The sequence below is a fragment of the Cellulomonas sp. Marseille-Q8402 genome (genome assembly GCF_965119525.1).
Window position 1 is genome coordinate 1564816 of sequence record NZ_CBCPLX010000002.1, and the last position, 24712, is coordinate 1589527.

24 protein-coding genes and 1 tRNA gene are annotated in these 24712 nt (G+C 76.4%); 16 read left to right on the forward strand and 9 right to left on the reverse strand.

What is annotated here, in order from left to right:
- Positions 1-43: 43 nt before the first annotated feature.
- A complete protein-coding gene (locus ACWPWW_RS18180) occupies positions 44-1339 on the reverse strand; it encodes a PucR family transcriptional regulator (RefSeq protein WP_454051723.1) in 1296 nt (431 codons plus the stop codon).
- A 112-nt stretch (positions 1340-1451) separates the two neighbouring features.
- Between ACWPWW_RS18180 and ACWPWW_RS18185 the strand changes: the two genes are divergently transcribed.
- Entirely contained in the window at positions 1452-2273 is an 822-nt protein-coding gene (locus tag ACWPWW_RS18185) for a hypothetical protein (RefSeq protein ID WP_454051724.1), read from the forward strand.
- A 190-nt stretch (positions 2274-2463) separates the two neighbouring features.
- On the opposite strand, the gene aceE is transcribed toward ACWPWW_RS18185, so the two are convergent.
- Positions 2464-5205 (reverse strand): pyruvate dehydrogenase (acetyl-transferring), homodimeric type, encoded by a 2742-nt coding sequence (aceE, locus tag ACWPWW_RS18190; protein WP_454051725.1) that lies wholly within the window; start codon positions 5203-5205, stop codon positions 2464-2466.
- Positions 5206-5694: 489 nt separating this feature from the next.
- Here aceE and ACWPWW_RS18195 point away from each other — a divergent pair, with 489 nt between their 5' ends.
- The 3 genes from ACWPWW_RS18195 (at position 5695) to ACWPWW_RS18205 (ending at position 6726) form a co-directional block, all read left to right on the forward strand.
- The gene (locus ACWPWW_RS18195) at positions 5695-6114 is read left to right on the forward strand and encodes a DUF3052 domain-containing protein (RefSeq protein WP_454051726.1); all 420 of its coding nucleotides are present in this window, start codon (positions 5695-5697) and stop codon (positions 6112-6114) included.
- A gap of 19 nt (positions 6115-6133) precedes the next feature.
- The gene (locus ACWPWW_RS18200) at positions 6134-6598 is read left to right on the forward strand and encodes a redoxin domain-containing protein (protein WP_454051727.1); all 465 of its coding nucleotides are present in this window, start codon (positions 6134-6136) and stop codon (positions 6596-6598) included.
- A 54-nt stretch (positions 6599-6652) separates the two neighbouring features.
- Positions 6653-6726, forward strand: a tRNA-Val gene (locus tag ACWPWW_RS18205).
- 38 nt (positions 6727-6764) lie between these two features.
- On the opposite strand, the gene ACWPWW_RS18210 is transcribed toward ACWPWW_RS18205, so the two are convergent.
- Positions 6765-7106, reverse strand: coding sequence for an STAS domain-containing protein (locus ACWPWW_RS18210; RefSeq protein ID WP_454051728.1), 342 nt, complete (start codon positions 7104-7106; stop codon positions 6765-6767).
- A gap of 96 nt (positions 7107-7202) precedes the next feature.
- Here ACWPWW_RS18210 and ACWPWW_RS18215 point away from each other — a divergent pair, with 96 nt between their 5' ends.
- The gene (locus ACWPWW_RS18215; protein ID WP_454051729.1) at positions 7203-7688 is read left to right on the forward strand and encodes an ATP-binding protein; all 486 of its coding nucleotides are present in this window, start codon (positions 7203-7205) and stop codon (positions 7686-7688) included.
- Positions 7689-7941: 253 nt separating this feature from the next.
- Positions 7942-8148, forward strand: a complete 207-nt coding sequence (locus ACWPWW_RS18220) for a hypothetical protein (RefSeq protein ID WP_454051730.1) — start codon at positions 7942-7944, stop codon at positions 8146-8148.
- Between the two features lie 2 nt (positions 8149-8150).
- Here the strand turns inward: ACWPWW_RS18220 and ACWPWW_RS18225 are convergent, their stop codons facing one another.
- The gene (locus ACWPWW_RS18225; protein ID WP_454051731.1) at positions 8151-9440 is read right to left on the reverse strand and encodes a DUF1214 domain-containing protein; all 1290 of its coding nucleotides are present in this window, start codon (positions 9438-9440) and stop codon (positions 8151-8153) included.
- 378 nt (positions 9441-9818) lie between these two features.
- On the opposite strand from ACWPWW_RS18225, the gene ACWPWW_RS18230 reads away from it, so the two are divergent.
- On the forward strand, positions 9819-12290 hold the full coding sequence (locus ACWPWW_RS18230) for a LuxR C-terminal-related transcriptional regulator (RefSeq protein WP_454051732.1): 2472 nt from the start codon (positions 9819-9821) through the stop codon (positions 12288-12290).
- 31 nt (positions 12291-12321) lie between these two features.
- Here the strand turns inward: ACWPWW_RS18230 and ACWPWW_RS18235 are convergent, their stop codons facing one another.
- Positions 12322-12819: a DUF1269 domain-containing protein gene (locus ACWPWW_RS18235; protein ID WP_454051733.1), complete on the reverse strand. Its 498-nt coding sequence runs from the start codon at positions 12817-12819 to the stop codon at positions 12322-12324.
- Positions 12820-12928: 109 nt separating this feature from the next.
- Here ACWPWW_RS18235 and ACWPWW_RS18240 point away from each other — a divergent pair, with 109 nt between their 5' ends.
- Positions 12929-13483: an NUDIX domain-containing protein gene (locus ACWPWW_RS18240; protein WP_454051734.1), complete on the forward strand. Its 555-nt coding sequence runs from the start codon at positions 12929-12931 to the stop codon at positions 13481-13483.
- Positions 13484-13646: 163 nt separating this feature from the next.
- Entirely contained in the window at positions 13647-14735 is a 1089-nt protein-coding gene (locus ACWPWW_RS18245; RefSeq protein WP_454051735.1) for a fatty acid desaturase family protein, read from the forward strand.
- Positions 14736-14840: 105 nt separating this feature from the next.
- On the opposite strand, the gene ACWPWW_RS18250 is transcribed toward ACWPWW_RS18245, so the two are convergent.
- Entirely contained in the window at positions 14841-15557 is a 717-nt protein-coding gene (locus tag ACWPWW_RS18250; RefSeq protein WP_454051736.1) for an SOS response-associated peptidase, read from the reverse strand.
- 97 nt (positions 15558-15654) lie between these two features.
- On the opposite strand from ACWPWW_RS18250, the gene ACWPWW_RS18255 reads away from it, so the two are divergent.
- Genes ACWPWW_RS18255 through ACWPWW_RS18270 form a run of 4 tightly spaced genes read left to right on the forward strand, consistent with a single transcriptional unit; the run spans position 15655 to position 19470 of the window.
- Positions 15655-16704, forward strand: a complete 1050-nt coding sequence (locus ACWPWW_RS18255; protein WP_454051737.1) for a zinc-dependent alcohol dehydrogenase family protein — start codon at positions 15655-15657, stop codon at positions 16702-16704.
- 17 nt (positions 16705-16721) lie between these two features.
- Positions 16722-17948 carry a Nif3-like dinuclear metal center hexameric protein gene (locus ACWPWW_RS18260; RefSeq protein WP_454051738.1) on the forward strand — a complete coding sequence of 409 codons (1227 nt, stop codon included), beginning with the start codon at positions 16722-16724 and terminating at the stop codon, positions 17946-17948.
- The gene (locus ACWPWW_RS18265) at positions 17945-18685 is read left to right on the forward strand and encodes a zinc ribbon domain-containing protein (protein ID WP_454051739.1); all 741 of its coding nucleotides are present in this window, start codon (positions 17945-17947) and stop codon (positions 18683-18685) included. The genes ACWPWW_RS18260 and ACWPWW_RS18265 overlap by 4 nt, the downstream gene beginning before the upstream one ends.
- Positions 18685-19470 (forward strand): histidine phosphatase family protein, encoded by a 786-nt coding sequence (locus tag ACWPWW_RS18270; protein WP_454051740.1) that lies wholly within the window; start codon positions 18685-18687, stop codon positions 19468-19470. The genes ACWPWW_RS18265 and ACWPWW_RS18270 overlap by 1 nt, the downstream gene beginning before the upstream one ends.
- A gap of 21 nt (positions 19471-19491) precedes the next feature.
- Here the strand turns inward: ACWPWW_RS18270 and ACWPWW_RS18275 are convergent, their stop codons facing one another.
- Positions 19492-21297, reverse strand: a complete 1806-nt coding sequence (locus tag ACWPWW_RS18275; RefSeq protein ID WP_454051741.1) for a threonine/serine ThrE exporter family protein — start codon at positions 21295-21297, stop codon at positions 19492-19494.
- Between the two features lie 80 nt (positions 21298-21377).
- Entirely contained in the window at positions 21378-22163 is a 786-nt protein-coding gene (locus tag ACWPWW_RS18280) for a YaaA family protein (protein WP_454051742.1), read from the reverse strand.
- A gap of 62 nt (positions 22164-22225) precedes the next feature.
- Here ACWPWW_RS18280 and ACWPWW_RS18285 point away from each other — a divergent pair, with 62 nt between their 5' ends.
- On the forward strand, positions 22226-23074 hold the full coding sequence (locus ACWPWW_RS18285; protein WP_454051743.1) for a hypothetical protein: 849 nt from the start codon (positions 22226-22228) through the stop codon (positions 23072-23074).
- A gap of 73 nt (positions 23075-23147) precedes the next feature.
- Here the strand turns inward: ACWPWW_RS18285 and ACWPWW_RS18290 are convergent, their stop codons facing one another.
- The gene (locus ACWPWW_RS18290) at positions 23148-23681 is read right to left on the reverse strand and encodes a CAP domain-containing protein (RefSeq protein WP_454051744.1); all 534 of its coding nucleotides are present in this window, start codon (positions 23679-23681) and stop codon (positions 23148-23150) included.
- Between the two features lie 267 nt (positions 23682-23948).
- Here ACWPWW_RS18290 and ACWPWW_RS18295 point away from each other — a divergent pair, with 267 nt between their 5' ends.
- Together ACWPWW_RS18295 and ACWPWW_RS18300 are read left to right on the forward strand one after the other, a co-directional pair.
- On the forward strand, positions 23949-24377 hold the full coding sequence (locus ACWPWW_RS18295; protein ID WP_454051745.1) for a hypothetical protein: 429 nt from the start codon (positions 23949-23951) through the stop codon (positions 24375-24377).
- Between the two features lie 102 nt (positions 24378-24479).
- On the forward strand, positions 24480-24689 hold the full coding sequence (locus ACWPWW_RS18300; RefSeq protein ID WP_454051746.1) for a hypothetical protein: 210 nt from the start codon (positions 24480-24482) through the stop codon (positions 24687-24689).
- The last annotated feature ends 23 nt before the right edge of the window (positions 24690-24712 follow it).

The following is a 24712-nucleotide window of genomic DNA, read 5'->3' on the forward strand; positions in this document are numbered from 1 at the left end:
CTGACGACCTCGCCGGGCGCGGAGGCGGAGCGGGAGCGGGGGGTCAGGCGGGGTGGTCCAGGCGGCCGACCGCCAGGGCCTGCTGGAGGACGTAGGCCTCGCGCGGGTCGAGCGGGTCCCAGCCCGTCACCTCGGCGACGCGGCGCAGGCGGTACCGCACGGTGTTCGGGTGCACGTAGAGGGTGCGGGCCGCGGCCTCGAGCGACCGGCCCGCCGCCAGGTAGGCGGTCAGCGTCTCCAGCAGGCTGCCGGTGCTGGCGAGGAGCGGGACGTAGGCCTGGTCCACCAGCACGGCCCGGGCCGAGGCGTCCCCGACCAGCACGCGCTCGGGCAGCAGGTCGTCGGCCAGCACCGGCCGCGGCGCGTCGGGCCAGGCGCTCACCGCCACCAGCCCCGCGAGGGCGGCCCGCGCCGAGCGGGCGGCGTCGGCCAGGTCCGCGCCCGTCGGGCCGAGCACCACCGGACCGGGGCCGAACCGGGGGAGCAGGGTCGCCGCCGCCTCCCGCAGGTCGCCCGTGCCGCCGAGGAACACCACGAGCCGGTCGCCCTGGATGCCGACGAGCGCGTCGTCGGCCGCGCGGCGGGTGGCCCGGCGCAGGTCGGACGTGCGGACGTCGTCCAGCGGGGAGGCCGTCGTGCCGACCACCACGAGCGTGCTCCCGCGACCGCTCCAGCCGAGCGCCGCCACGCGCGACCGCAGGGAGTCGTCGACGTCGCCGCGCAGCAGGGCGTCCACGACCAGCGCCTCGAGCCGGGCGTCCCAGGCCCCGCGCACCTCGGCGGCGCGGGCGTAGACCTCGGCGGCGGAGAACGCGACCTCGCGGGAGTAGCGGAGCACGGCCTCGAGCAGGTCGCGCTCGCCGCCGGGAGCCGCGAGCCGGTCGCTGTGCGCCTCCACCACGTCCACGACCACGCGCACGAGCTGCAGGGTGTGCTGCAGCGAGATGGACCGCGTCAGCTCGGGCGGCGCGGTCGCGAAGATCTCGCCCACGCCGTGCGGCGGGCGCGACGGGTCGGCGAACCACGTGACGAAGGCGGTGATGCCGGCCTGCGCGACCAGCCCGACCCAGGACCGGTCGTCGGCGGGCAGGGCCCGGTACCAGTCGAGGTCCTCGTCGAGCCGGCGCATCGCGGCGGCCGCCAGGACGCCGCTGCCCTCGCGCACACGGCGCAGCGTCTCGCCGTTGCTGGCGTCGGGCGCGGTCGCGATCCGTCCGGCGCGCGTGCGGGTCCGGGCGGGGGACAGGCCGTCGGACGCGGTGGCCGGGCGGGCGTCGGTCGCAGCGGCGTCGGGTGCCGCCGGGGCGGGTGCCGTCGGGGTCCGGCGGGGCTCAGGCATGGGCCGAGCATAGGGCCACATTGTGGGGAACCGACAAAGGTCCCGGGGCCGCACCGGCTGCTGGAGGGCGGTTCGGGGAGTGCAGGTCGGGCACACCGGATAGTGTCGCGTCATGGCTCTGCTGCCCCGACTGCGCCGCCTCCTGGGCAGGCCCGTGCCCGCGTCCCGAGTGGGAGCGCGCCGTCCGTCGAGCGCGACGCCCCGCCACGGCGACGTCCCCCAGGAGGACGCCCTCCGGTCCCGCCTCGGCGACGACCCCAACGACGAGCGCGCGTTCGCGGCGCTCGCGGAGATCGTCCGCCGGCACGCCGCGACCGGCTCCGACGACGACCCGCTGACCGCCGACGCGGACGACGCCGAGCGGCAGCGCGCGGCCGACCTCGCCGTGTGGTCGCTGGGCGAGGAGCTCGCCGGGAACCCGCGCGCCTGGTACCCGCTGGTCGAGGTCGCACGGCTCTCCGTGCGCGACGACCTCGAGGGCACCGTGCGCCGGCTCACCACCGCCGCCGAGCGCGACCCGTCCGGCAAGGCCCTCGTCGCCGGGCTGCGGCTGCTGCGCGAGGCGGGGCTGCCCGTCGAGGCGCTCGGCCTCGGCACCGGGCACTGGCACCCGCGCGACCACGACCCGGAGGCCGGGCGGGAGCTGGTCCTCGCCGCCGTGGCCGCCGAGCGGCCGCTCGACGCCAAGCAGCACCTCGCGTCGCTCGACCTCTACCCCCGGCAGGACGAGATCGCGCAGATGCGCCGCGAGCGACCCGTCTGGTGGAGCAGGCCGAGCGCCACGCCGGCGCCTGACCCCCGCCCCCCCGACCCCCCTCGATTCCCCGGCCCCCCGACCCCGGAGGCCCCCACCGCCACGGTGCGGCCCCTCCGTCGCGTCCGCCCACCGGACCCCCGGCCGGCGCCCCGGACCCGCCTGCGTCCGCCGAGGTAGTGCGACCCCGCCGAGGTAGTGCGTGATCTCGCACTACGTCGAGTCGATCGCACTATCTCGGCGAGCGGGCGGGTGAGCGCGCGGGCCGGGGCGGGGAGGGCGGGAGCGGGGGCGCGGGAGGCGACCGGGTGCACGGAGGGCCCCGCACCGTGCCGGTGCGGGGCCCTCCGTGGTCAGGCTCGGGTGCGGGTCAGGACTCGCCGCCCGCGTTGCCGGACGTGCCGGCGGTGACGTCGTGCAGGCGGTACCGCTCGATGGCCTGCGCCGGGGCCTCCGGCGCGACCTTGCCCTCGCGAGCGAGCTGCTGCAGGACGCGGACCACGGTCGACGGGCCGTCGATCTTGAAGTGCCGGCGCGCGGCGGCGCGGGTGTCGGAGAACCCGAATCCGTCGGCGCCGAGCGTGGCGTAGCGGCCCGGGATCCACTCGCGCACCTGGTCGGCCACGAGGTGGTCGTAGTCGGTGGTGGCGACGAACGGGCCCTCGGCGCCCTGGAGCTTGGCGGTGAGGTACGGCACGCGCGCCTCCTCGCCCGGGTTCAGGAACGCGTGCGAGTCCGCGGCGAGCGCGTCGCGACGCAGCTCGTTCCAGCTGGTGACCGACCAGACCGCGGCGCGGACGCCCCAGTCCTCGGCCAGCAGCTGCCGGGCCTCGAGCGCCCACGGCACGGCCACGCCGGAGGCGAGGATCTGGGCCTGCGGCCCGTCGCCCTCTGCCGGTGCGATGCGGTGGATGCCCTTGAGGATGCCCTCGACGTCGACGTCCTCCGGCTCGGCCGGCTGCACGATCGGCTCGTTGTACACCGTGAGGTAGTACAGGACGTCGGGGTCGCGGCCGTCCTCGCCGTACATGCGCGCGAGGCCGTCGCGGACGATGTGCCGGATCTCGTACCCGTACGCCGGGTCGTAGTGCACGACGTGCGGCATGGTCCCGGCCAGCAGCGGGGAGTGCCCGTCGGCGTGCTGCAGGCCCTCGCCGGTCAGCGTGGTGCGGCCCGCGGTGGCACCGATGAGGAACCCGCGGGTCATCTGGTCGCCGGCCGCCCAGAACTGGTCGGCCGTCCGCTGGAACCCGAACATCGAGTAGTAGAAGTAGAACGGGATCAGCGGCTCGCCGTGCGTGGCGTACGAGGTGCCCACCGCCTGGAACGCGGCGGCGGAGCCGGCCTCGTTGATGCCGGTGTGCATGATCTGGCCGGACTCGGACTCCTTGTAGGAGAGCATGAGGTCGCGGTCGACGGCGAGGTAGTTCTGCCCGTTGGTGTTGAAGATCTTCGCGCTCGGGAAGATCGAGTCCAGGCCGAACGTGCGGGCCTCGTCCGGGATGATCGGGACGAGCCGCTTGCCGAGCTCCTTGTCCTTCACCAGGTCCTTGAACAGCCGGACGAGCGCCATGGTGGTGGCGACCTCCTGCGTGCCCGAGCCCTTCTTCAGCAGCTCGTAGGCCTGGTCGCCCGGGAGCGCGACCGGCTTGTAGGACGCGCGGCGCTCGGGGACGTACCCGCCGAGCGCACGGCGGCGCTCCTGCAGGTACTGGATCGCCGGGTCGTCCTGGCCGGGGTGGTAGTACGGCGGCAGGTACGGGTTCTCGTCGATCTGCTCGTCCGTGACCGGGATGCTGAGCGAGTCGCGGAGGGCCTTGAGCTCGGCGCCCTTGAGCTTCTTCATCTGGTGCGTCGCGTTGCGCCCGGCGAAGCCGGAGCCCAGGCCGTAGCCCTTGACGGTGTGCGCCAGGATGACGGTCGGCTGCCCGGTGTGCTCGCGCGCGGCCTTGTAGGCGGCGTAGATCTTCCGGTAGTCGTGGCCGCCGCGCTTGAGCGCCCAGATCTCGTCGTCGGTCATCTTCTCGACGAGCTGCTTGGTGCGCGGGTCGCGCCCGAAGAAGTTCTCGCGGATGAACGCGCCGTTCTCGGCCCGGTACGTCTGGTAGTCGCCGTCGGGCGTCTGGTTCATCAGGTGGACCAGCGCGCGGTCCTTGTCGGCGTTGAGCAGGGCGTCCCACTCGCGGCCCCACACGACCTTGATGACGTTCCAGCCGGCGCCGCGGAACTGCGCCTCGAGCTCCTGGATGATCTTGCCGTTGCCGCGGACCGGGCCGTCGAGGCGCTGCAGGTTGCAGTTCACCACGAAGGTCAGGTTGTCGAGGCCCTGCTGGGCGGCGTGCTGGAGCATGCCGCGGGACTCCGGCTCGTCCATCTCGCCGTCGCCGAGGAACGCCCAGACGTCCTGCTGGCTGGTGTCCTTGATACCGCGCAGGTGCAGGTACTTGTTGGTCCACGCCTGGTAGATCGCCGAGGCCGGGCCGAGGCCCATCGAGACCGTCGGGAACTCCCAGAAGTCCTGCATCAGCCGCGGGTGCGGGTAGGACGGCAGGCCGCCGCCCGGGTGCGAGACCTCCTGGCGGAACCCGTCGAGCTGGTGCTCGTCCAGGCGGCCCTCGAGGAACGCCCGGGCGTACACGCCGGGGGAGGCGTGGCCCTGGAAGTAGACCTGGTCGCCGCCGCCCGGGTGGTCCTTGCCGCGGAAGAAGTGGTTGAGGCCCACCTCGTACAGCGTCGCGACGGACGCGTAGGACGAGATGTGGCCGCCGACGCCGATGCCGGGGCGCTGCGCGCGGGTCACCATGACCGCGGCGTTCCAGCGGTTCCACGAGCGGTAGCGGCGCTCGAGCACCTCGTCGCCCGGGAAGTACGGCTCCTCGTGCACGCCGATGGTGTTGACGTACGGCGTGTTCAGCTCGGCCGGCACCGCCACGTTGCGCTCACGTGCCCGCTTCAGCATGTTCAGCAGCACGTAGCGCGCCCGGGGGCCGCCCTTGTCGTCGATGAGCCCGTCGATGGACTCGACCCACTCGGAGGTCTCCTCCGGGTCCACGTCCGGTACCTGGCTCAGCAGGCCGTTGATGAGCGGTCCGCGCTCGTCCTTCGAAGCCACCAGTGCTCCTCGCCTCTCCACGCCAAGGGGCCGGTCGGCCCCGGTGCGCATCTCGGCCCGCCCCGTGCGCGCCACGTTCGGTACGCCTCGCCGGTGCGGGTAGTCGGACCATTGTCCGCCGTGCGGACGGTGAAAGTCTCCCAGTCCGGCCTCTGGGATGCGTGACGTCCGTGACAGTCGAGGTGGGGGGGCGTGCGGTGGGTCCCGCGAGGGCCCCGCCCGCCCTGGTCGCGGGTCGTCCCGGTGGTCCCGGTGGTCCCACGGTGCCCGCATGCTGGGCGCCGGGTCCGCCTGGTGTGCACGTGCGCGCCCGCGCCCGGTGGGCGGTGCGGTGCCCGCCCCGCGCGCGCAGCGGCCCGACCCGCCGACGCCGTCCGCGCGGCGCGCCGCTTGCCACGCGCGGAGCCAGTGCGGTGGGCTACCGTTCGGTGATCATCAGAGGTCGCGGTCACGAGGACGGCGGCTCGGACGGAAGGAACAGGTCAGGACGTGGCATCCAGCACCGGCGACGCTCCCCAGGGGGCGGGCCGTCTCGGGTTCACCTCGGGGCAGGTGGTCCAGGAGTTCGGCTACGACGACGACGTCGACGAGGACCTGCGCTCCGGCCTGGCGGGGATCACCGGCGCCGAGCTCGTGGACGAGGACTACGACGACGTCGTCGACGGCGTCGTCATCTGGTTCCGTGACGAGGACGGCGACCTGGCCGACACCCTCATGGACGCGATGACCGTCCTCGACGACGGCGGGCAGATGTGGGTCCTGACGCCCAAGCCCGGGCGCGGCGGCCACGTCGGCCACGACGACATCGAGGAGGCCGCGACGACGGCCGGCCTGCACGCGACGAGCACGTTCTCGATCGCGGGCGACTGGTCCGCCACGCGCCTCGGCAGCCGCGGCCGCGGTCGCTGACCCCCTCGGGCCCGCGGGCGTGACCCTCGCCGCCGCCCCGCCGGGTGCCGGTGACGTCGCCCCGGTGCTGACGCTGCCGGACGCCCACGGCGCACCGGTGACCATCGGCGGACCGGCGGACCGGCCGACGCTGCTCGTCTTCGTCCCGTTCGCGTTCTCGCGCACCTGCACCGCCGAGCTCACCGAGCTGCAGGCGGGGCTCGGCGAGCTCGGCGGCGTGCGGGTGCTCGCCGCCTCGTGCGACCCCGGGCCGGCGCTGCGGGCGTGGGCCGAGCAGGACGGCTACACGTTCCCGCTGCTGTCGGACTTCTGGCCGCACGGCGCCGCCGCGCGGGCGTTCGGCGTGCTCGACGAGGTCGACGGGTACGCGCGCCGTGGGTCGTTCCTGCTCGACGCCGCGGGCCGGGTGCGGTGGTCGCTCGTGCACCCCGCAGGGCGGGCGCGGCCGTTCGGCGCGTACCGGGACGCGGTCGCCGCGCTCTGACGGGCGGCTGCCCGGCAGCGGACCCGCCACCGGTAGGCTGGCGCACCGCACGAGGGGCCTGTAGCTCAGTTGGTCAGAGCGCCGCGCTTACACCGCGGAGGTCGCCGGTTCGAGACCGGCCGGGCCCACCCCACCCGATCCACGCAGCGCGCCGCGACGCCCGCGCTCAGCCGACGACCTTGACCACCGACGTCAGCCCCGACAGGTCGAGCACGAAGTGCGCCAGCTCCGGCACGTGCCGCAGCGTCAGCGGCTCCGCGTCGCCCGGTCGGCGCAGCGTCATGTTGGCGAGCAGCGAGATCAGCGAGGAGTCGACGAAGGTCACGCCGGACATCTCGACGACGTCGACGCGGTCGAGGCCGTCGTCGGTGATCGAGTCGCGCGCCTGCCGCACCACCGGCTGGTCGATCTCGCCGGCGAGGTGCAGCAGGGCGGGGTCCGCGTCGTCGACCCACACGCGCCCGGCGAGCGCTGCGGGGTGCGGGGTGGTGCCGCTGTCGTCAGCCATCGGTCCGAGTATCCAGCAACCGCCGCGTGGGCGCACGACCTGCTCCGGTGGCCGGGGCGGATCGTGCTTGCGATGCTGAGCGCCTTGCCACTGGAGATGACGGAGGTCGGTGTGACGGACGTGCTCGGACGCGATGACGGCCTGCTGACGAGCAGGCCCCCCGAGCGGTTCCGGCCGGTGCGGGAGTGGGTCCTGTACGACACGCTGGGGCTGGCGGGGGTCCGCCGGGAGCTGCTGGCCGCGATCACGGGCGGCGGGGCGGCGCCGGCGTCGACGCTCGCGGGGGTCCCGGAGCGCATGATCCTGGTGGCGTCGGAGCTGGCGACCAACGCCCTGACGCACGGGCTGCCGCCGACGCTCGTCGGGCTCAGCACGGACGGTCGCGACTTCCTGCTCGACGTGGGGGACCACGACCTGTCGACGGAGCCGCGCGTCGCGGGCGGCCGGCCGCTCGGCGAGGGGGGATTCGGCCTGCACATCGCGCGGCGGCTCTCCCAGGAGGTCGGCTGGTACGCCACGGCGACCACCAAGCACGTGTGGGCCGTGTTCGCGGTGGGTGCGGGCGCCGCCACGCCGGCCTGAGCGGCGACGGCCGGCGGCGGCGGGCAAGCGGAGAGCCCCGGAACGGTGTCGCACCGCTCGCCGGGGCCCTTCGCCACGTATCTCGACCTCGTCCTCGACGCTAGGCCCCGGCCCGGCGGACGTCAAGCATCCGTCGGATGTCGACCAAGTGGAAGCAAATGACGCCGCCACGCGCGGCTCACCCCGCACGCATGACGACCTCCTCCCGCCGTCCGACGACCCTGGGACCACGGACGGCGGGAGGGGGTCGGCGATGCTCTACCACATCCGGGTGGTCGGACCCGAGCACGACCTGGACGGTCTGCGGGAGTACGCGGACATCGTCTCGGCCCCGACGCAGGACGGCGCGATCCTGTCGTGCGAGGTCGCCGACTCCTCGGGCCTGACCGGCGTCGTCGCCCTGCTGAGCGACCTCGGCGTGGACATCGCCGAGCTGCAGGTGGTCGGGCGCCGGGGCTGACGTCAGCCGACCGCGCGCAGGACCGGCGCCCACCCGCCGGGCGGGTCGGGTCGCGGTCCGTACAGCCGCAGCACCAGCTGGAAGGGGCCGGCCGGTGCCGGCAGCCACGCCGCGGGGACGCCGGCGCTCGCCCCGGCCGGCGGCAGGTGGCTCACCGCCACGACCAGCGAGCCGTCCGGCCCCCAGGGCAGCCCCGGCACGCCGGGGTGCAGCGCGTCCCGGCGCAGCGGGCTGGCGACGAGATCCCCGGACGGCTCCGCGTACGCCGTGAGCGACCAGGACAGCCGTGCGGGGGTGCGGGCGGGGAGCGTCAGGCGGTAGCGGCGGTGCCCGTCCAGGGGGTCGTCGCCCGTCCGTCGCCAGCGCAGCGTGCGGATCTCGGTCGGTTCGGGTGCGTGCAGCTCCACCGCGGCGGCGACCGCCCGCCGGAGCGCGGGGGGCAGCGCGTCGCCGTCCCGCTGGGCCGCGTCCTGCAGCTGCGCGGCCCCGAGCGCGGCCCCGCGCGCGACCAGCGACCGGGTGCGGGCGCTCGGGTGCGGGGTGTGCGGGTCCGGCAGCACCCCCAGCCGGCGCCAGCGGTCCACCAGCGCCCGGTCGTCGGGGTCCTCCGGGTGGACCAGGCGCAGCAGCAGCGCCAGGTAGTCGACGAACCCGGGGCCCCAGGCGCGGTCCTCGTCCCACGGCAGCCAGTCCACGGACGGCGCAGGCCGGGGCGGCGGGACCCCGCCGAGGTCGTGCAGGGGTCGCACGCGGTACGCGGCCTGCCGGGCACGGGCGGCGGCGAGCCGGTCCCGCGGGTCGCCCGGGCCGGTCGCCGCGGTGCGGGCGACCACGCGGACCAGCCCCGACCCGGTGCGCAGCACCCCGCGCACCGCGGGCGGGCGCGTGCCGGCCCAGGCGGTGCCCGCCACCACCCAGTCGGCGGCCGCGGGCCCGGTGGCCACGACCCCCAGGTGCGCGACGGTGCGGGCCAGCAGGTCGACCACCTGGAAGCCGGCATACGCGTCCCCGGGGAGCTCCGGGTGCCCGATCACGGCCGGCTCGGCGCGCAGGTCCAGCCAGGCGCTCGACCGGAGCAGCGTGGGGTCGGCCCACCGGCTGCCGTCGCCCGGGGCGGGCGGCGCCTCGTCGTGGTGGAAGACGTCGAACGCGGCGACGCCCGTGCGCACCTCGGTGCGGAGCTCGCGGTAGCCGAGCAGGGCGGGGCGGGCCCACACGTAGGCCTCCGCGGCCGCGCGGACGACCTCGGGGTCGTGCGCCACCCCGGTGGTCCCGGACAGCGCCTCGGGCATCGTCCACCGCCTCCTGCCGCCACCGGTGCGGTCGCCCGTGACGGCGCACCCAGCACACCCGAGCCCTGCGGGCGCCGCCTCACCCGCCGTGCATGAACGGCCGGCGCGCACGGCCCCGCGCGGTGGCTGCGGGCGCGCGATCCGTGACACCCGATGTGACACAGAGCACACAGGATGTGTCACGCTGGGTCCCGGCGGGCCGGGCAGGACGCGTCAGGGGGCACGGAGATGGGCGCTGAGGAAGACGGCGGAGCGGCGAGGTCGCTGCGGACACCGGCCGGGAAGATCACGGTGCCGCGACCACCGCACGGGTCGGTCGAGCGGCCACGCTGCACGCGGGCGCTCGCGGAGACGGTCGCGGCTCACCGGCTGACGGTGGTGAGCGCCCCGGCGGGCTTCGGCAAGACCACGGTGCTCGCGCAGTGGGCGGCGCGCGCGGCCGGGCCGGTCGCGTGGGTCTCGCTCGACCCCCTCGACGACGAGCCGGGCCGGCTCACCCGCGTGCTGGCCGACGCGGTCGCGCTGGCCCGGCCGGACGCCGCCGCGGCGCTCGGCAGCCTCGACGACCGCGGCCGGACCACCGTGGCCCGCCGGGTGGACGGGCTGGTCGCGGCCCTCGAGCACCTCGCCGACGGGCTGGTGGTGGTCGTCGACGACGTCCACCTGCTCGCGGCGCGCACGTCGCGGCAGGTGCTGGGGCCGCTGCTGCGCTACGCGGGACCGCGTTTCGTGCTCGCGGGACGCTACGACACGGCGCTGCCCGTCAACCGGATGCGGATGACGGGCGAGGCCGGACAGCTGCGCGAGCGCACGCTGGCCTTCACGCCCGAGGAGGTCGCGCAGGTGGTGCACGCGCTCGGCGCCACGGCGGAGCCGGCCGCGACGCGGGCGCTGTGGGAGATCACCCGCGGCTGGCCCGTGGCCGTGCGGCTCGCGGTCGCGGCGGACGTGCTGGGGTCGTCGGCCGAGCCGCTGGCGCAGCTGCGCGGCCGCGACGTCCCGATCACGGGGTACCTGGTGGAGGAGGTCATCGGGTCGCTGCCCCCGGAGCTCGCCGACTTCGTGCTCCGCGCGAGCGTCGCGGAGCTGCTGGACCCGGACCTCGCCGAGGCGCTGGTGCCGGGAGGTGCGCGGCTGCTGGACGAGAGCGCGACCCGGGGGCTGTTCCTCACCGAGGTGGGCGACCCGGGCGCCGGACCCGTGTACCGGTGGCACGCGCTGGTGGCGGCGCACGCCCGGGCGGTGCTCACCCGGCGGGACCCGTTCGCGGCGCGGGTCGCGCACCGCGTCGTGGCCGCGCACCTGGGCTCGAGCGACCCCGCCGCGGCGATCCGGCACGCCCTGGACGGGCACGCGCCCGACCTCGCGGCGACGATCCTCGGCGAGCGGTGGCCCGAGCTGCTGGTCCGCGGCGACGTGGGGCAGGTCCGCGGGCTGCGCGCGGCCCTGCCCGCGCGCTACCGCGAGGGCCCGGACGTGCTGCTCGCGCTGGCGGCGGCGCAGGCGTTCGACACCGACGAGCGCGGCGACCCGGGTGGCGCCGCGGGGCACGACGACCCGGACGGCCGGTCGGCGGTCGCCGGCGAGCTGGTCCGGATCTACCTCGCACCGCACCGCCCGCCGCTGGAGGAGTCGGTGCGGCGCGGCCGGGCGGTGCTCGACGCGGGCGTCCCCGACCCGGCGACCCGCGCGCTGGGGCTGTACCTGGTCGGGCGGGCGGAGCTGCAGCGGTTCGGGCCGGACCGGCTGGCCACGGCGCACCTGGCCGAGGGTGCCGCGCTGGCCGCCGAGCGCGGCTGGGTGGCGCTGGAGCTGGGCTGCCGCGCGGAGGAGGCGCTGGCGTGCGTGCTCCGCGGCGAGCTGCTGGAGGCCATGGCGCGCGGGCGCTCCGTGCTGGCGTCCGCCGCCGCGCACGACTGGCTGGGCACCGGAGTCGTCGCGAGCGCGCTGCTGGCCTGCGGGCTGGCGTCGTACTGGCGGGACGAGCTCTGCGCCGCGGCGGGTCACCTGAGGTCCGCCGTCGACGCGGCCGCCCGGACCCGGCCCGAGCTGGCCCTGTTCGCGGCCGGGATGCTGGCGATCGTCTGCCTGGCCCAGGGCGACGCGCCGGGGCTCGCCCGGGCGCGGGAGGTCACGGACGCCCCGTGGCCCGAGGGCACGCCGCCCGAGCACCTGACGCCGTTCCGGGCCTTCCTCGCCGCGCTGCAGCTCGACGCCGAGGACCGCGCCGACGAGGCGCTCGCCCTGGTGGACGAGGACTCCATCGCGTTCGGCGACCCGCTCGCCCTCGGCTGGCAGAGCGACCTGCGGCGACGCACGGGGGACGTGGACGGCGCGCGCCGCGCCCTGCGGTCGGCCGAGCGGGCGGCGGACCGGGTGGAGGCCGCGCTCGGCACGACCCCGGTGCACATGCGCGTGGCCCAGCACGCCGCGACCGCCGCGCTGCACGCCGGCTCGGACGACGGCGCGGCGCACGTGGCGCTCGAGGCGGCCCTGACCGCCGCCGCGCCGGACGGGCTGGTGCGGCCGCTGCGCGACCGTGCGGGCGTGCTGCACCCGCTGCTGTCGGCGCACCTGGAGTGGGGGAGCGCGCACGAGGCGCTGATCACCCGGCTGCTCGTCGCCGAGCACGACGCACCGGTGCCGCGGGCGTCGGCGTGGGAGCTGACACCGCGGGAGCGCGACGTGCTGACCTGCCTGCGGTCGTCGCTGACCTCGGACGAGATCGCGGGGTCGCTCTACCTGTCGATCAACACCGTGAAGACCCACATGCGGGCGATCTACCGCAAGCTGGGGGTGGACGGCCGCCGGGCCGCGGTGCGGGTGGCGGTGCAGCGCGGGCTGCTCTGAGCCCGCGCGGCACCCCCCCGGGCCGGTCGGCTCAGACGTCCTCCGCGAACGCCGCGCGCAGCCGGGACTCCTCCTCGGAGGACAGGTTCGTCTGGATGAGCTCGGGGTGGATGTCCTGCTCCCGCAGCGCCGACAGCACCTTGTCCGGGACCGCGCCGGACGACAGCAGGAACAGCGCCGAGGTGCCGGGCGTGACCTTGCTGCGGACGGAGTCGATGAAGTCGTCGTCGATGCCGACGTCGGTGAGCGCCCCGCCCAGGGCTCCGGCGGCCGCGCCGATCGCCGCGCCCAGCAGCGGCACGAAGAACAGCAGGCCGAACAGCATCCCCCAGAACGTGCCGCCGAGCGCGCCCGCAGCGGCCAGGTGGTGCGCCTGCCGCGTCCTGGGCTTCTTGCGGTCCGGTTCCCACGACAGGGTGGCGGCGTCGTGCACCTGGATGAGCTCCTGCTTCTGCAGCGCGACCAGCGCCTGCTCGGCCTGGTCCGCGCCGCCGGGGGTCTCGAACTTCCACACGCTGAGCGTCGCCACGGTTCTGCCTCTCGTCGTCGGTCCGGTCCCGACCAGCGTCCCCAGCCGGCGACCGGAGCCACCTCACCCGGGCCGGGTGAGGCACCCGCCGCGCTGGCACGATGGCGGGATGACCGACCCCGCCCGCTGGCAGACGCGCTCCTCGACGACGGTGTACGAGAACGCCTGGATCCGCGTCCGCGAGGACGCCGTCACCCGGCCCGACGGCGGCGCGGGGGTCTACGGCGTCGTCGAGGTGCGGCACCCCGCGGTGTTCGTCGTGCCCGTGACCGCGCAGGACGAGGTCGTCCTGGTGGAGGTGGAGCGCTACACCACCGGTGCGGTCTCGCTGGAGGTCCCGGCCGGCGGGTCGGACGGCCAGGACCTGCTGCTCGCCGCGCAGCGAGAGCTGCGCGAGGAGACGGGGCTCGCGGCGGACGCGTGGCAGCCGCTCGGGCCGGTGTTCTCGCTCAACGGGGTCGCGCACGCGCCCGGGCAGGTGTTCCTGGCGCGCGACCTGCGCCCCGCGGACGAGGCGCACGAGCAGGCGGAGGAGGGCATCGTGGGGGTCCGCCGGCTGCCCTGGGCGGAGGTGCTCGACCTGGTGCGGGCGGGTCGGATCACCGACGACGAGTCCCTGGCCGCGCTGCTGCACGCCGCCGTCGCGCTCGGCCGGGTCGCCTGACCCGGGCCCCGCGGCGTCGGGACCCCGACGTGTCCGCCCGACGCGCCCGCGTCGTCGTCGCGCGCGTCCCACCGGGTGCGCACGTAAGGTGGCGGGCATCCGTACGCCGAGACCGGCCCCCCGCCCTCGACTGGGAAGTCGATCCACCACGCCCGGAGCGCCTGTGACCACCGCACCCCTCGTGACCCGTGCCCGCCGTGGGCAGGAAGCCGCGACCGGAAGCTACCAGGCGCTCTCCGCGCAGATCCGCGAGGCCGGGCTGCTCGAGCGCACCGTCGGGTACTACGTCGGGCTGCTCGTGGCCGCAGGCCTGGCGCTGGCGGCGCTGGCCGTGGCGTTCGTGCTGCTGGGCGACTCGTGGTGGCAGCTGGCGGTCGCCGCCGGGCTGGGACTGGTGCTCACCCAGTGCGCGTTCCTGGCGCACGAGGCCCTGCACCGGCAGGTGCTGCGGTCGGGACCGGCCAACGACCGACTGGGTCGCGTCCTGGCGAACGGCGTCGTCGGCGTCAGCCACACCTGGTGGGCGACCAAGCACAACCGGCACCACGCCAACCCGAACCGGGTCGGCAAGGACCCGGACATCGACATGGAGGCGCTGGCGTTCACGCCGGACGTCGCGGCGACGCGCACCGGGCTGCGCGCCGCGTTCGCCCGGGTGCAGGGCTGGGCGTTCTTCCCGCTGCTGCTCCTCGAGGGGCTCAACCTGCACGTGACGTCGATCCGCTCGACCCTCGCGCGCGGCGACGGCCGCCGGCAGCGCGAGCGGACGGTCGAGCTGGTCGTCATGGCCCTGCGGCTCGGCCTGTACCTCGCCGTCGTGCTGTGGTTCCTGCCGATCGGGCTGGCGCTCGCGTTCCTCGGCGTGCAGCTCGCCGTGTTCGGCGTGTACATGGGCGCGTCGTTCGCCCCGAACCACAAGGGCATGGCCATCATCCCGGCCGACAGCAAGCTCGACTTCCTGTCCAAGCAGGTCCTGACGTCGCGGAACATCAGCGGCGGCACCCCGATGAGCCTGCTGCTGGGCGGGCTGAACTACCAGATCGAGCACCACCTGTTCCCGAACATGCCGCGGCCGCACCTGTCCCGGGCGCGCGAGCTGGTCCGGGCCCACTGCGCCGAGCACGGCGTCCCGTACACGGAGACGACCCTGCTGACGTCGTACGGGATCGTCGTCCGCTACCTCAACGAGGTGGGCCTGGCCGCGCGCGACCCGTTCGACTGCCCGGTGGCGCAGCGGTACCGGGGCCGCTGACAGGCACGTGCGCCGCCTGCTACGGGGCTGCCGGGGTGCCGAAGCAGGACGTGGCGTTCTGCGGCTGCTGAAAGGCCGCGCGGGTCCGCGTCGCGGCCTGAGCCGTCAGGCGGGGTCCGCCTCCGGGCGGACGGGCTCGACCAGGTCCGGCCGGTCGTTCGCCACGTTGCCGACCGCCCGGCCGACCTCCCGCGGCGTCAGGTGCGGCTCCGGCACGTGCACGAGCATCGCCCCGACCTCGTCCGCGGCGGTGATCGCCGGGTCGAGCCAGCCGTCCCACAGGTCGCGCGGCAGCAGCACGGGGCAGCGGTCGTGGATGTGCCCCAGGGCGTCGGTCGCCGGCCGGGTGATGATCGTGACGGTCCACAGCCAGCGCGCGGGGTCGTCGTCCGGCTTGGCGTGGTCGCGCCACAGCTCGTACAGGCCCGCGGCGGCCAGCGGCTCGGTGCCGTGCAGGAAGTACGGCGTCTTCGGCCCGTGCTCGGTGGCCTGCCACTCGTAGTAGCCGTCCATCGGGACGAGCGCCCGGCGCCGCGCCGCCGCCTTCCGGAACGCCGGCTTCTCCAGGACCGTCTCGGAGCGCGCGTTGATCATCCGCGAGCCGATGGACACGTCCTTCGCCCACGACGGCACCAGGCCCCACCGGGCGGTGCGCAGCTGGCGCTGCGGTCCGTCGTCCTCGACGCGCTCGAGCACCACGGGGACGTCCTGCGTCGGGGCGACGTTCCAGGACGGCCCGCGGTGCTCGCCGAGGATCCGGTCGACGGCGAGGTCGCGCTCGAGCTGGTCGTCGGCGCGGGTCTGGGCGTAGCGGCCACACATGAGGCCAGTGTGTCGGCTGGGTCCGACACGGGCGAGGGGGCGCCCCGCGCCGGTGACGGCGCGCACGACGGCCCGGCCGCCACGTAGGCTCACGGACGTGCGAGCGACTCTCATCCACGGCCCCCGCGACGTGCGCCTGGAGGAGGTGCCGGACCCGCAGGTCCGGCGCCCGACCGACGCCCTGGTCCGCGTGGTCGCGTCCTGCGTCTGCGGCTCCGACCTGTGGCCCTACCGCGGCGTGCGCCCCACGACGGAGCCGCGCCGGATCGGCCACGAGTTCGTCGGCGTGGTCGAGGAGGTCGGCGGCGACGTCCGCACGCTGCGGCCCGGGCAGTTCGTGGTGGCGCCGTTCACCGTCTCCGACGGCACCTGCGTGCACTGCCGCCACGGGGTGCACACGTCGTGCGTCCGGTCCAGCGGCTGGGGCGGCGACGACGCCGAGGGCCTGTTCACCGACGCCGGCCAGGGGGAGTACGTCCGGGTCCCGCTCGCCGACGGCACGCTGGTCGCCATGCCCGGCACCCCGGACGCGGACCTGCTGCCGAGCGTCCTCAGCCTGACCGACGTGATGGGCACGGGCCACCACGCCGCCCTGGCCGCCGGCGTCCGCCCCGGGTCGACCGTCGCGGTGGTCGGCGACGGCGCCGTCGGCCTGTGCGCCGTCATCGCGGCCCGGCGGCTCGGTGCCGAGCGCGTGATCGCGTTCTCCCGGCACGCGTCCCGGCAGGCGCTCGCCCGCGAGTTCGGCGCGACGGACGTCGTGGCCGAGCGCGGCGACGAGGGCGCGGCCGCGGTGCGGGACCTGCTCGACGGAGTCGGCCCGGACCACGTGCTGGAGTGCGTCGGCACCAAGGAGTCGATGCAGCAGGCGCTGGACACGGCGCGCCCGGGCGGCCAGGTCGGGTTCGTCGGCGTCCCCGCCGGTGGTCCCGAGCTGCCGGTGCAGCAGATGTTCGGCACGAACGTCGGCGTCCGCGGCGGCATCGCGCCGGTGCGCGCCTACATCGAGGAGCTCGCGGCCGAGGTCTGGTCCGGGGCGATCCAGCCGGGCAGGGTCTTCGACCTGGTGCTCCCGCTCGACCAGGTGGCCGAGGGCTACGCGGCGATGGACGAGCGCCGGGCCGTCAAGTCCATGCTCCTGCCCTGAGACGAGAGGTCGAGCGCGTGACCCACCCGACGTCCGCACCGGTCGCCACCCTCGCCGACGTGGTGGGGCTGCTCGACCGGCGCTACCCGCCCGCCTCCGCCGAGTCGTGGGACCGCGTCGGGCTGGTCACCGGGGACCCCGGCCAGCCCGTGCGCCGGGTCCTGCTGGCGGTCGACCCGGTCGCCGCGGTGGTCGAGGAGGCCGTCGACTGGGGTGCCGACCTGGTCGTGGTGCACCACCCCCTGCTGCTCCGCGGCGTCCACTCGGTGGCGGGGACGACCGCCAAGGGCGCGCTGCTGCACCGGCTGATCCGGGCCGGCGTCGCCCTGTACACCGCGCACACCAACGCCGACGCGGCCGTCGGCGGCGTCGCGGACGAGCTGGCCCGGCTGGTCGGGCTGCGCGACCTCCGGCCCCTGGTCCCGGCTCCCGCGGAGGCGCTGGACAAGCACGTCGTGCTCGTCCCGGCCGCGGACGCCGAGCGGATGGTCGACGCCCTCGCCGCGGCCGGGGCGGGTGCACTGGGGGAGTACACCCGCTGCGCCTGGACCACCACGGGCGAGGGCACGTTCACCCCGGGGCCCGATGCGCACCCCGCGATCGGCACGCGCGGCGAGGTCGCCCGCGTGGTCGAGGCCCGGGTGGAGATGGTCGCGCCGCGCCGGCGCCGGGCCGCGGTCGTCGCCGCCCTGCGGGCAGCGCACCCCTACGAGGAGCCGGCCTTCGACGTGCTGGAGCTCGCGCACCGGGACGGCGCGACCGGCACCGGGCGGGTCGGCCACCTCGAGGAGCCGCAGACGCTGCACGCCTTCGCGGAGCGGGTGGCTGCCGCGCTGCCCGCCACGGCGCAGGGCATCCGGTACGCCGGGCCGGCCGGCGCCACGGTGCGCACGGTGGCGGTGGTCGGCGGGTCGGGCGACTCGCTGTTCGACGCCGTCCGGTCCTCCGGTGCCGACGTGTACCTGACCGCCGACCTGCGGCACCACCCGGCCTCCGAGCTGCGCGAGCGCGCGGAGTTCGAGGCCCGGGGCGCGGCCGCCAGCCCGCCGTACCTGGTGGACGCCGCGCACTTCGCCTCGGAGTGGCCGTGGCTCGCCGGCGCGGAGCGCGACCTGCGTGCCGACCTGCTGGCGCACGGCACTACGGTGGAGACCCGCGTGAGCACCCTGCGCACCGATCCCTGGACCGGTCGCGTCCCGGCGCCGCCCAGCACCACCGCCCCGTCGGAAGGACACCACCCGTGACCAAGGCCACCCCGCAGGACCAGAAGCGGCTGCTCGACCTGCAGGCCCTCGACACGCGGCTCGACCAGCTGGCGCACAAGCGGAGGTCGCTGCCGCAGCACGCCCGCATCGCCGAGCTCGACGCGCAGCTGGCCGACCTGGACACCGCGGTCGCCGCCTCGCGCACCGCCGTCGGCGACATCAAGCGCGAGGTCGCGAAGGCCGAGGCCGACGTGCAGCAGGTCCGCGACCGCGCCGCCCGCGACCAGGCCCGCCTCGACTCGGGCTCCGGCAGCGCCAAGGACCTGCAGGCGCTGCAGAGCGAGCTCGTGTCGCTGGCCCGCCGGCAGGGCGACCTCGAGGAGGTCGAGCTGGAGGCCATGGAGCGCCTGGAGGCGCACGAGGCCGCGCTGTCCGAGCTGACCACCGCGCACGCGGCGCTGCTGAACGACCGCGCGGGCGTCGCGGCCGAGCGCGACGCCGAGATCGCCGTCCTCGACCAGCAGGCGGAGCAGGTCCGCGCCGAGCGGGAGGCGATGGCCGCGCCGCTCGAGGAGCGCCTCGTCGCGCTGTACGAGAAGCTGCGGGCGCGGTTCGGCGGCGTCGCCGTCGCGAAGCTGACCCACGGGCGGTCCGGCGGCAGCGGGATGCCGGTGCCGCCCACGGAGCTGGCGAAGATCAAGGCCGCTCCCGACGACGAGATCGTCTACTGCGAGGACTCGGGCCGCATCCTGGTCCGCGGCGAGGACGCGTACTGATGGCCGCCGACGGTCCCGGTCCCGGCAGCACCGCCGCGCCGCTCGAGCCGGAGGCCGGCACCCCGGCCCCGCCGGCCGGGCCCCGGCGGGGGGCACGTCCCTCGGGGGCGGCCGTGCGGTTCGACGACGCGCAGCCCGTCACCGTCATCCTGGTCCGGCACGGCGAGACGGAGATGACCGTGACCCGCGGCTACTCCGGGTCGTCCGAGCCCGGCCCGTCGCTGACCGAGCGGGGCCGCGCGCAGGCCGCCGCCGCGGGCGAGCTGGTGTGCCGCGTCGGCCAGGACCTGTGGGGCGACGTCCCGTTCCCGACAGAGCTCATCGCCTCGCCGATGGTCCGCACGCAGGAGACGGCCGCCGTCATCGGCGCGGCCCTCGGGCTGACGCCGCGCGTCGACGCCGCGTTCCAGGAGGCCGACTTCGGCGCCTGGCAGGGGCTGACCGCCGAGCAGATCGAGGAGCGCTGGCCGGGGCAGCTCGAGCCCTGGCACACGCGCGCCGACGTCCGCCCGGACCGCGGCGAGTCGATCGCCGACGTGGGCGTGCGGATCGGTGCCGGCCTGGACGGGCTGCTCGCCGCCGGCACGGACCGCACGGTCGTCGTCGTGTCGCACGCCGTCGCGATCCGCGCGGCGCTGGGCCGCACGATGGGCGCCCAGCCGGGCTCGTGGAGCCAGCTGCGCGTCGCGCCGGCGTCGGTGAGCATCATCCGGCTGTTCGAGGACGAGCGCGACGAGGTCGCCGTGGCCGGGGCGCCGAGCGAGGGCTGGTCGGGCCGGGCCTGACGGAGCACCCGGCCCGGGGCGTCAGACCGGCGGGTCCGCCGGGGTGTGCGCCGGCCGCACCCCCGGGACGCCGCCGACCGACCCCTGACGCCGCGCGGGCCCGGGCAGCGCCCGCGTCGCGGCGAGGCCGAGCACCACGCCGAACGCGATCGCCACCATCGTCGCGACCGTCGTCACCAGCGTCGACACCCCGGAGCTGTCGCCCTCCAGGAGGCTGGTCACGCCGACCAGACCGAGGGCTCCCGGCACCAGCATCCAGAACGCGGGCAGGAACGACGCGAGCGGGGACGGACCCGACGGGAACCGCGCGACGGCCAGGGCGACCGGCGTCATCGCCAGCGCGCCGACGAACGCCGACAGCACGCCACCGAGCAGCGCGTCGCCGAGCACCTGCGCGCCGTACGCGACGGACAGCACGACGACCACCCACCCGACGGTGCGCGGCCGGCCGCAGCGGAACACCACGGTGCCCACGCCGAACAGCACCACGCCGATCCACGGTGCGATCGGCCCGAGCGCCTGCCCGCCTCCGGCGAGGTCGACCGCCGGGACGCCGACCAGCGCCGCCGCCGCGACGATGCCGCCCGCGAGCAGCACCAGCTGCATCGTCCCGGCCGCGACCCGGCCGCCGCCCGACAGCATCTGCCCGGTGGCCAGCTCGATCACCCCCGTGGTCAGCAGCCCGCCGGGCAGGAACAGCACCAGCGGGGCCACCAGTGCCGGCAGCACGCCGAGGTCCGGCACGACCCGCGCCGCGAGCAGCACCGCGATCGACACGGCGAACGCCACGGCGACCGTCTGCACCACCTCGATGCCGCTGGGCACCGGCCCCACGGCGAGCTGCAGCGCGCCGACCGCGAGGCCGAGCGCGCCTGCCACCAGCAGGTCGACCCAGGACCCGCCGAGGAGCGCCGCCAGCCCGACGGACAGCATCAGGTAGCCGCCGAGCCGGGCCATCGTCCCGAACGGCGGCGAGGCGGCCCGCAGGAACGCGATCGCGGCCGTGGTCCTGGCGGGTGGCACGTCCCCGGTGGTGGCGTCGCGGAGCACGTCGGCGAGGTCGTCGACCTGGTGCAGCAGCAACGGCCGGCGCCCCGTGGACACCGCGGCGGTCGCGACGCCGTCGCCGTCGGGGACCGTGACGAGCAGCGCGGTCGGAAGGACGACCGTCTCGGCCCCGGCGCCGCCGTGCGCGACCGCGATGTCCGCGAGCGTGTCCGCGACGGACGACACCGTGTGTCCTGCGTCGACCATGGCCTCGCCGGCGTCGACGAGCAGCCGCAGCAGCTCGGCCGGCGTGGCGGGATCCCCGTCCGCGACGTGCGGGGCCGCCTCCGCCGGCGTCGCGTCGCGGGCCCGCCGGGTGCTCAGCGCCACGACGGCGACGGCCCCGGCGACGACGACGGCGAGCGCGGCCAGCAGCTCCGCCCACGGCGTCGACGACGTCGTCACGGCGGGCGGGGAGGCGAACCGGCGCACCGGTGCGTCGGAGGAGCCGGCGTCGTCCTCGTCGGTCGCGGGCGGCGTCGCGGTCGCGGTGCCGGTCGGGGTCGGCGCGGGCGGCGCCACCGTCTCCGCGGACGTGGGGGTGGGTACCGGCGCGGGCGTGCCGGTGGGCTGCGGGACCGTCGGCGTCGGCGTCGGCGTCGGCACCGAGGTGGGGGCCGTGGACGCCGAGGTCGAGGGCGTGGCCGTCGGGCGCGGCGCCGCCGCCCCGGGGGCGGCCACCGCGGCGGGAGCCCCGCCGCTCGCGCCCCGCACGCCCGCCCGCACCCGAACCAAGGCGACGACCAGCGCCGCGACGCGGGCGGTGCTCGTCCGTCGCATGCGCGGTGCCCCCTGCTCGTCGTCCGTCGGCGATCGCCGCGGTGGTCCACCGTAACCGGCGCCGTCCGGCGGCCGACGGGTCAGGCCACCACGAGGGAGAGCGTCGCGGCGCCGCTCGCCGGCGCGTCCAGCTCGACGGCCAGCAGCTCCGTGCTGACGAGCTCACGGGCGACCCGCTCGAGGTCACGCGGGGTCGCGGGCGCCGTGCCGCGCCGGCTCACCAGGTGCCGGGTCAGCACGCCGCGGGTGTGCTTCGCGTGGTGCGACACCACGGACCGCGTCCCGGCGACCTCGCGCAGCACCCGCACCTGCACCCAGGACCGCTGGGTCGCGCGCGGCGGCTTCCAGGCGGCCAGGTAGGTCGCAGACCGGCAGTCGACCACGAGCTCGCCCGTGGTCGCGCGCGCGTCGAGCTCCGCGCGCAGCGGCTCGCGCCACACCGCGGCGAGCGGGCCGGTACCGGGCAGGTCGACCCCCATCGACAGGCGGTAGGCGGGGATGCGGTCCTCCGGCCCGACCAGGCCCCACAGCCCCGACACGACGCGCACGGCGTCGGCGGCCCGGCGGCGGGCGGCCGGGGTCAGGCGGTCCAGGCCCGCGGCGGCGTACAGCACGCCGGTGTACACGCGCCGGGCCTCCGCGGTGGGTGCCGACCGGAGCTCGACGTTGCGCGCGACCTCGTCCGCGATGCCCGCGCCGACGCCCAGCACCTCGACCGCGTCGGGCCGCGCGCTCGCCGCCACCAGGGCGTCGAGGACCGTCTCGCGGGTCGCGGTGAGCCCGGGGGAGGACAGCGTGGTCAGGTCGAGGGCGGCGCCGCGCACGGGCGCGGTCTTCCCCTCGGAGGGCGGCAGCAGGATGAGCACGCGCTGCATCGTAGGCGGCGGAACCGGGCACGCCGAACCCGGCCGGGTGCGAGGATCCGGGGGTGACGTGGCGCTGGCTGGACGGGACGACGCGGCTGTGGGTGCGGGCGACGGGGCGGCGCGTCGACCTCGGCCGGACCCCGTGGCTGCAGGGGCCGGTCGGCGACGTGGCGCGTGTCGGCGACGCCTGGCTCGCCGGTGAGGCGGAGCGGCTCGGCGCGGTGGTCCGGCACGGACCCGACGCCGCACCGGATCGCGGGCTGCTCGCGTCGGTGTCCGCGCTCGACCGGCCGGGGTTCGACGCGGCCGCCCTCGCGGCACCGGTCCGGGACTTCTACGAGCGGACGTCGGGCTGGCGGCTCGACGCCTGGGTCGGGTGGTCGCCGTGGGCGTGGCCGTTCGGCTGGGCGGTCGCGGCGCTGTTCGCGCGCCGGCTGGACCAGCTCGCGCTGCCGATGCGCTCGCTGGACCTCGCGCACGGCATGTCCAGCGCCGTCACCCCGCTGCTGCGGGACGGCGAGCAGGTCGGCGCGCTGTGGCTGCGGCGGCTGCGTGCCACGGGCCGCATCGTGTTCAGCGGCCTGTACGGGGTGGTCCGGCTGCCCGCGTCCGGCGAGCCCGCGATCCGCGTGACGTTCCCCCTGCCCCACGGGCGGCTGGTGGTGCTGCTGCGCCCGACCACGACGCCGGGCGGCGGGCTCCGGCTGACGTCCGGCGCGGGGCCGTGGGGTGCGCCCGGTGCCTACCTGGTCGTCGACCGGCCGTCGGGCTGCTGGGCCCGGCGGATCCCGGTGCACGAGGAGTTCCACGTCGCCGAGGACGACGAGGGCGTGCTCCGCACGGACCACCGGCTCGCGCTCGGCGCTCTCCCCGTGCTCCGCCTGCACTACCGGCTGGCACCACGGCGCTGACGGCAGTGGCACCGGCGTGCTCCCCGGGCCGTGAGGCGCCGGGGAGCACGGGTCGTGGACGACGCGGGTCGGCTCAGTAGCCGCCGAAGACCTGCACGCCGTAGGAGAGGCCGCCGTGCTCGACCACCGCGATGCCGATGGCCGTGAACGCGGGGTTCACCAGGTTCGCGCGGTGCCCGGGGGAGTTCTCCCACTGGGTGATCAGCGCCGCCGGGTCGTACGAGTTCATGGCGATGTTCTCCCCGGCCGTCCGCCAGCCCGGCGGGATCTGCCGGAAGAAGTCCGGGTTGTGGCGGAAGTCGCCGGTCGTGGCCATGTGCGCGGCCCAGGCCTCGGCGACCGCGTCGATCGCGGTGCTCCGGGTGAGCGGGGCCGCGCCCTCGGCGGCCCGCACCTGGTTGGTCCGCGCGAGGACGGCCTGCTCGGCCGCCTCCACGTCGGGCGCGGCGACCGCGGCGGCCTCGGCGACCGGCGCGTACAGCGCGGCGGGTGCGGCCTGGGACTCGAGCGTCCCGGCGGACGACGGGTCCGCGGCCAGTGCGGGCGCCGAGGTGGCGACGAGCCCGACCGCGGCAGCGGTGGTCGTGATCCACAGGCGCTTCGTCATGGGACTCCTCCTGGACGAGGGGGTGGCGCTTCGGACACCTCGAACGTAAACGCCGGTTCGGGGCGCTGCATCCCCGTCGTGCCCCTCGGAACCGCCCGGGAGCGACGTCGTGGCAGGTCCACCGCGAGTTCGAGAATTTCCGTGCGGGAGGCGCCGGACGAGAGGGCGAGTGGGATCATTCCGACAAAAGGGACGCGCGTCCTCAGGGCCCCGGCGGAGGTGGGGCGGGGACGCCCGCTCGTCCGTCCGACGGAGGAGGTGGGTGCCGTGACCGACACCCTCCCGCACGCAGCGCCCGCAGAACCGCTCGACGGCCACCCGCGGCACCTGCTGCTCGTGTCCGTCCCGCCCGTCGCAGGGCCGACGCAGCCCACGCAGGCTCCCGCAGCCCGTGCAGGCTCGCCCCGGCTCTCCAGCCCACCCGGCCCGGCCCGCCCGCCCCTCGAGGGGACGGGCCGCGCGCCTGCGGCCGTCGAGCGCCCCTCGATCCCGCCGCGCCTGCGGACGATCACGTACTTCGTGCTGCTGATCACCTCCTGGGCCGTCCTGCTGGTCAGCGGGCTCGCGCCGATCTGGCTCGAGACCACGGACATGCAGCGGATCCTGGCCACCTGCGGGGTGGTGTCGTCGGTGCTCGGCGCGATCGCGGGCGGGCTCGGCGTCGCGTACCGGCCGACCGCAGACCCGAAGACCTGAGTACCGCCGGGCGCGCCCCCGCGCCGTATCCTGGAGGGGTCGAGGTGGGGGCGCTTCGGAGCACCGGCGAGGGAGCCCGTGATGACCAGAGCACGATTCAGGATGACCCGGCTCGCGGAGGACGTGGCGGCCGACAGCCCCAGCGTCCACGAGCTCGCGGAGAAGCTGACGAGCGACCCGGGAGCCCACTACGACGGGGCGGTGCCCGACGACGTCGGGACCGTGGCGCGCGGCGTGCTCTCCTGGGGCGTCCAGCGCCCGGGCGGTGCGCGCCGGCACCGGGCCGCGGTGACGCTGGAACGCCTGTCCTGACCCGCCGCGCCCGGCACGCGACG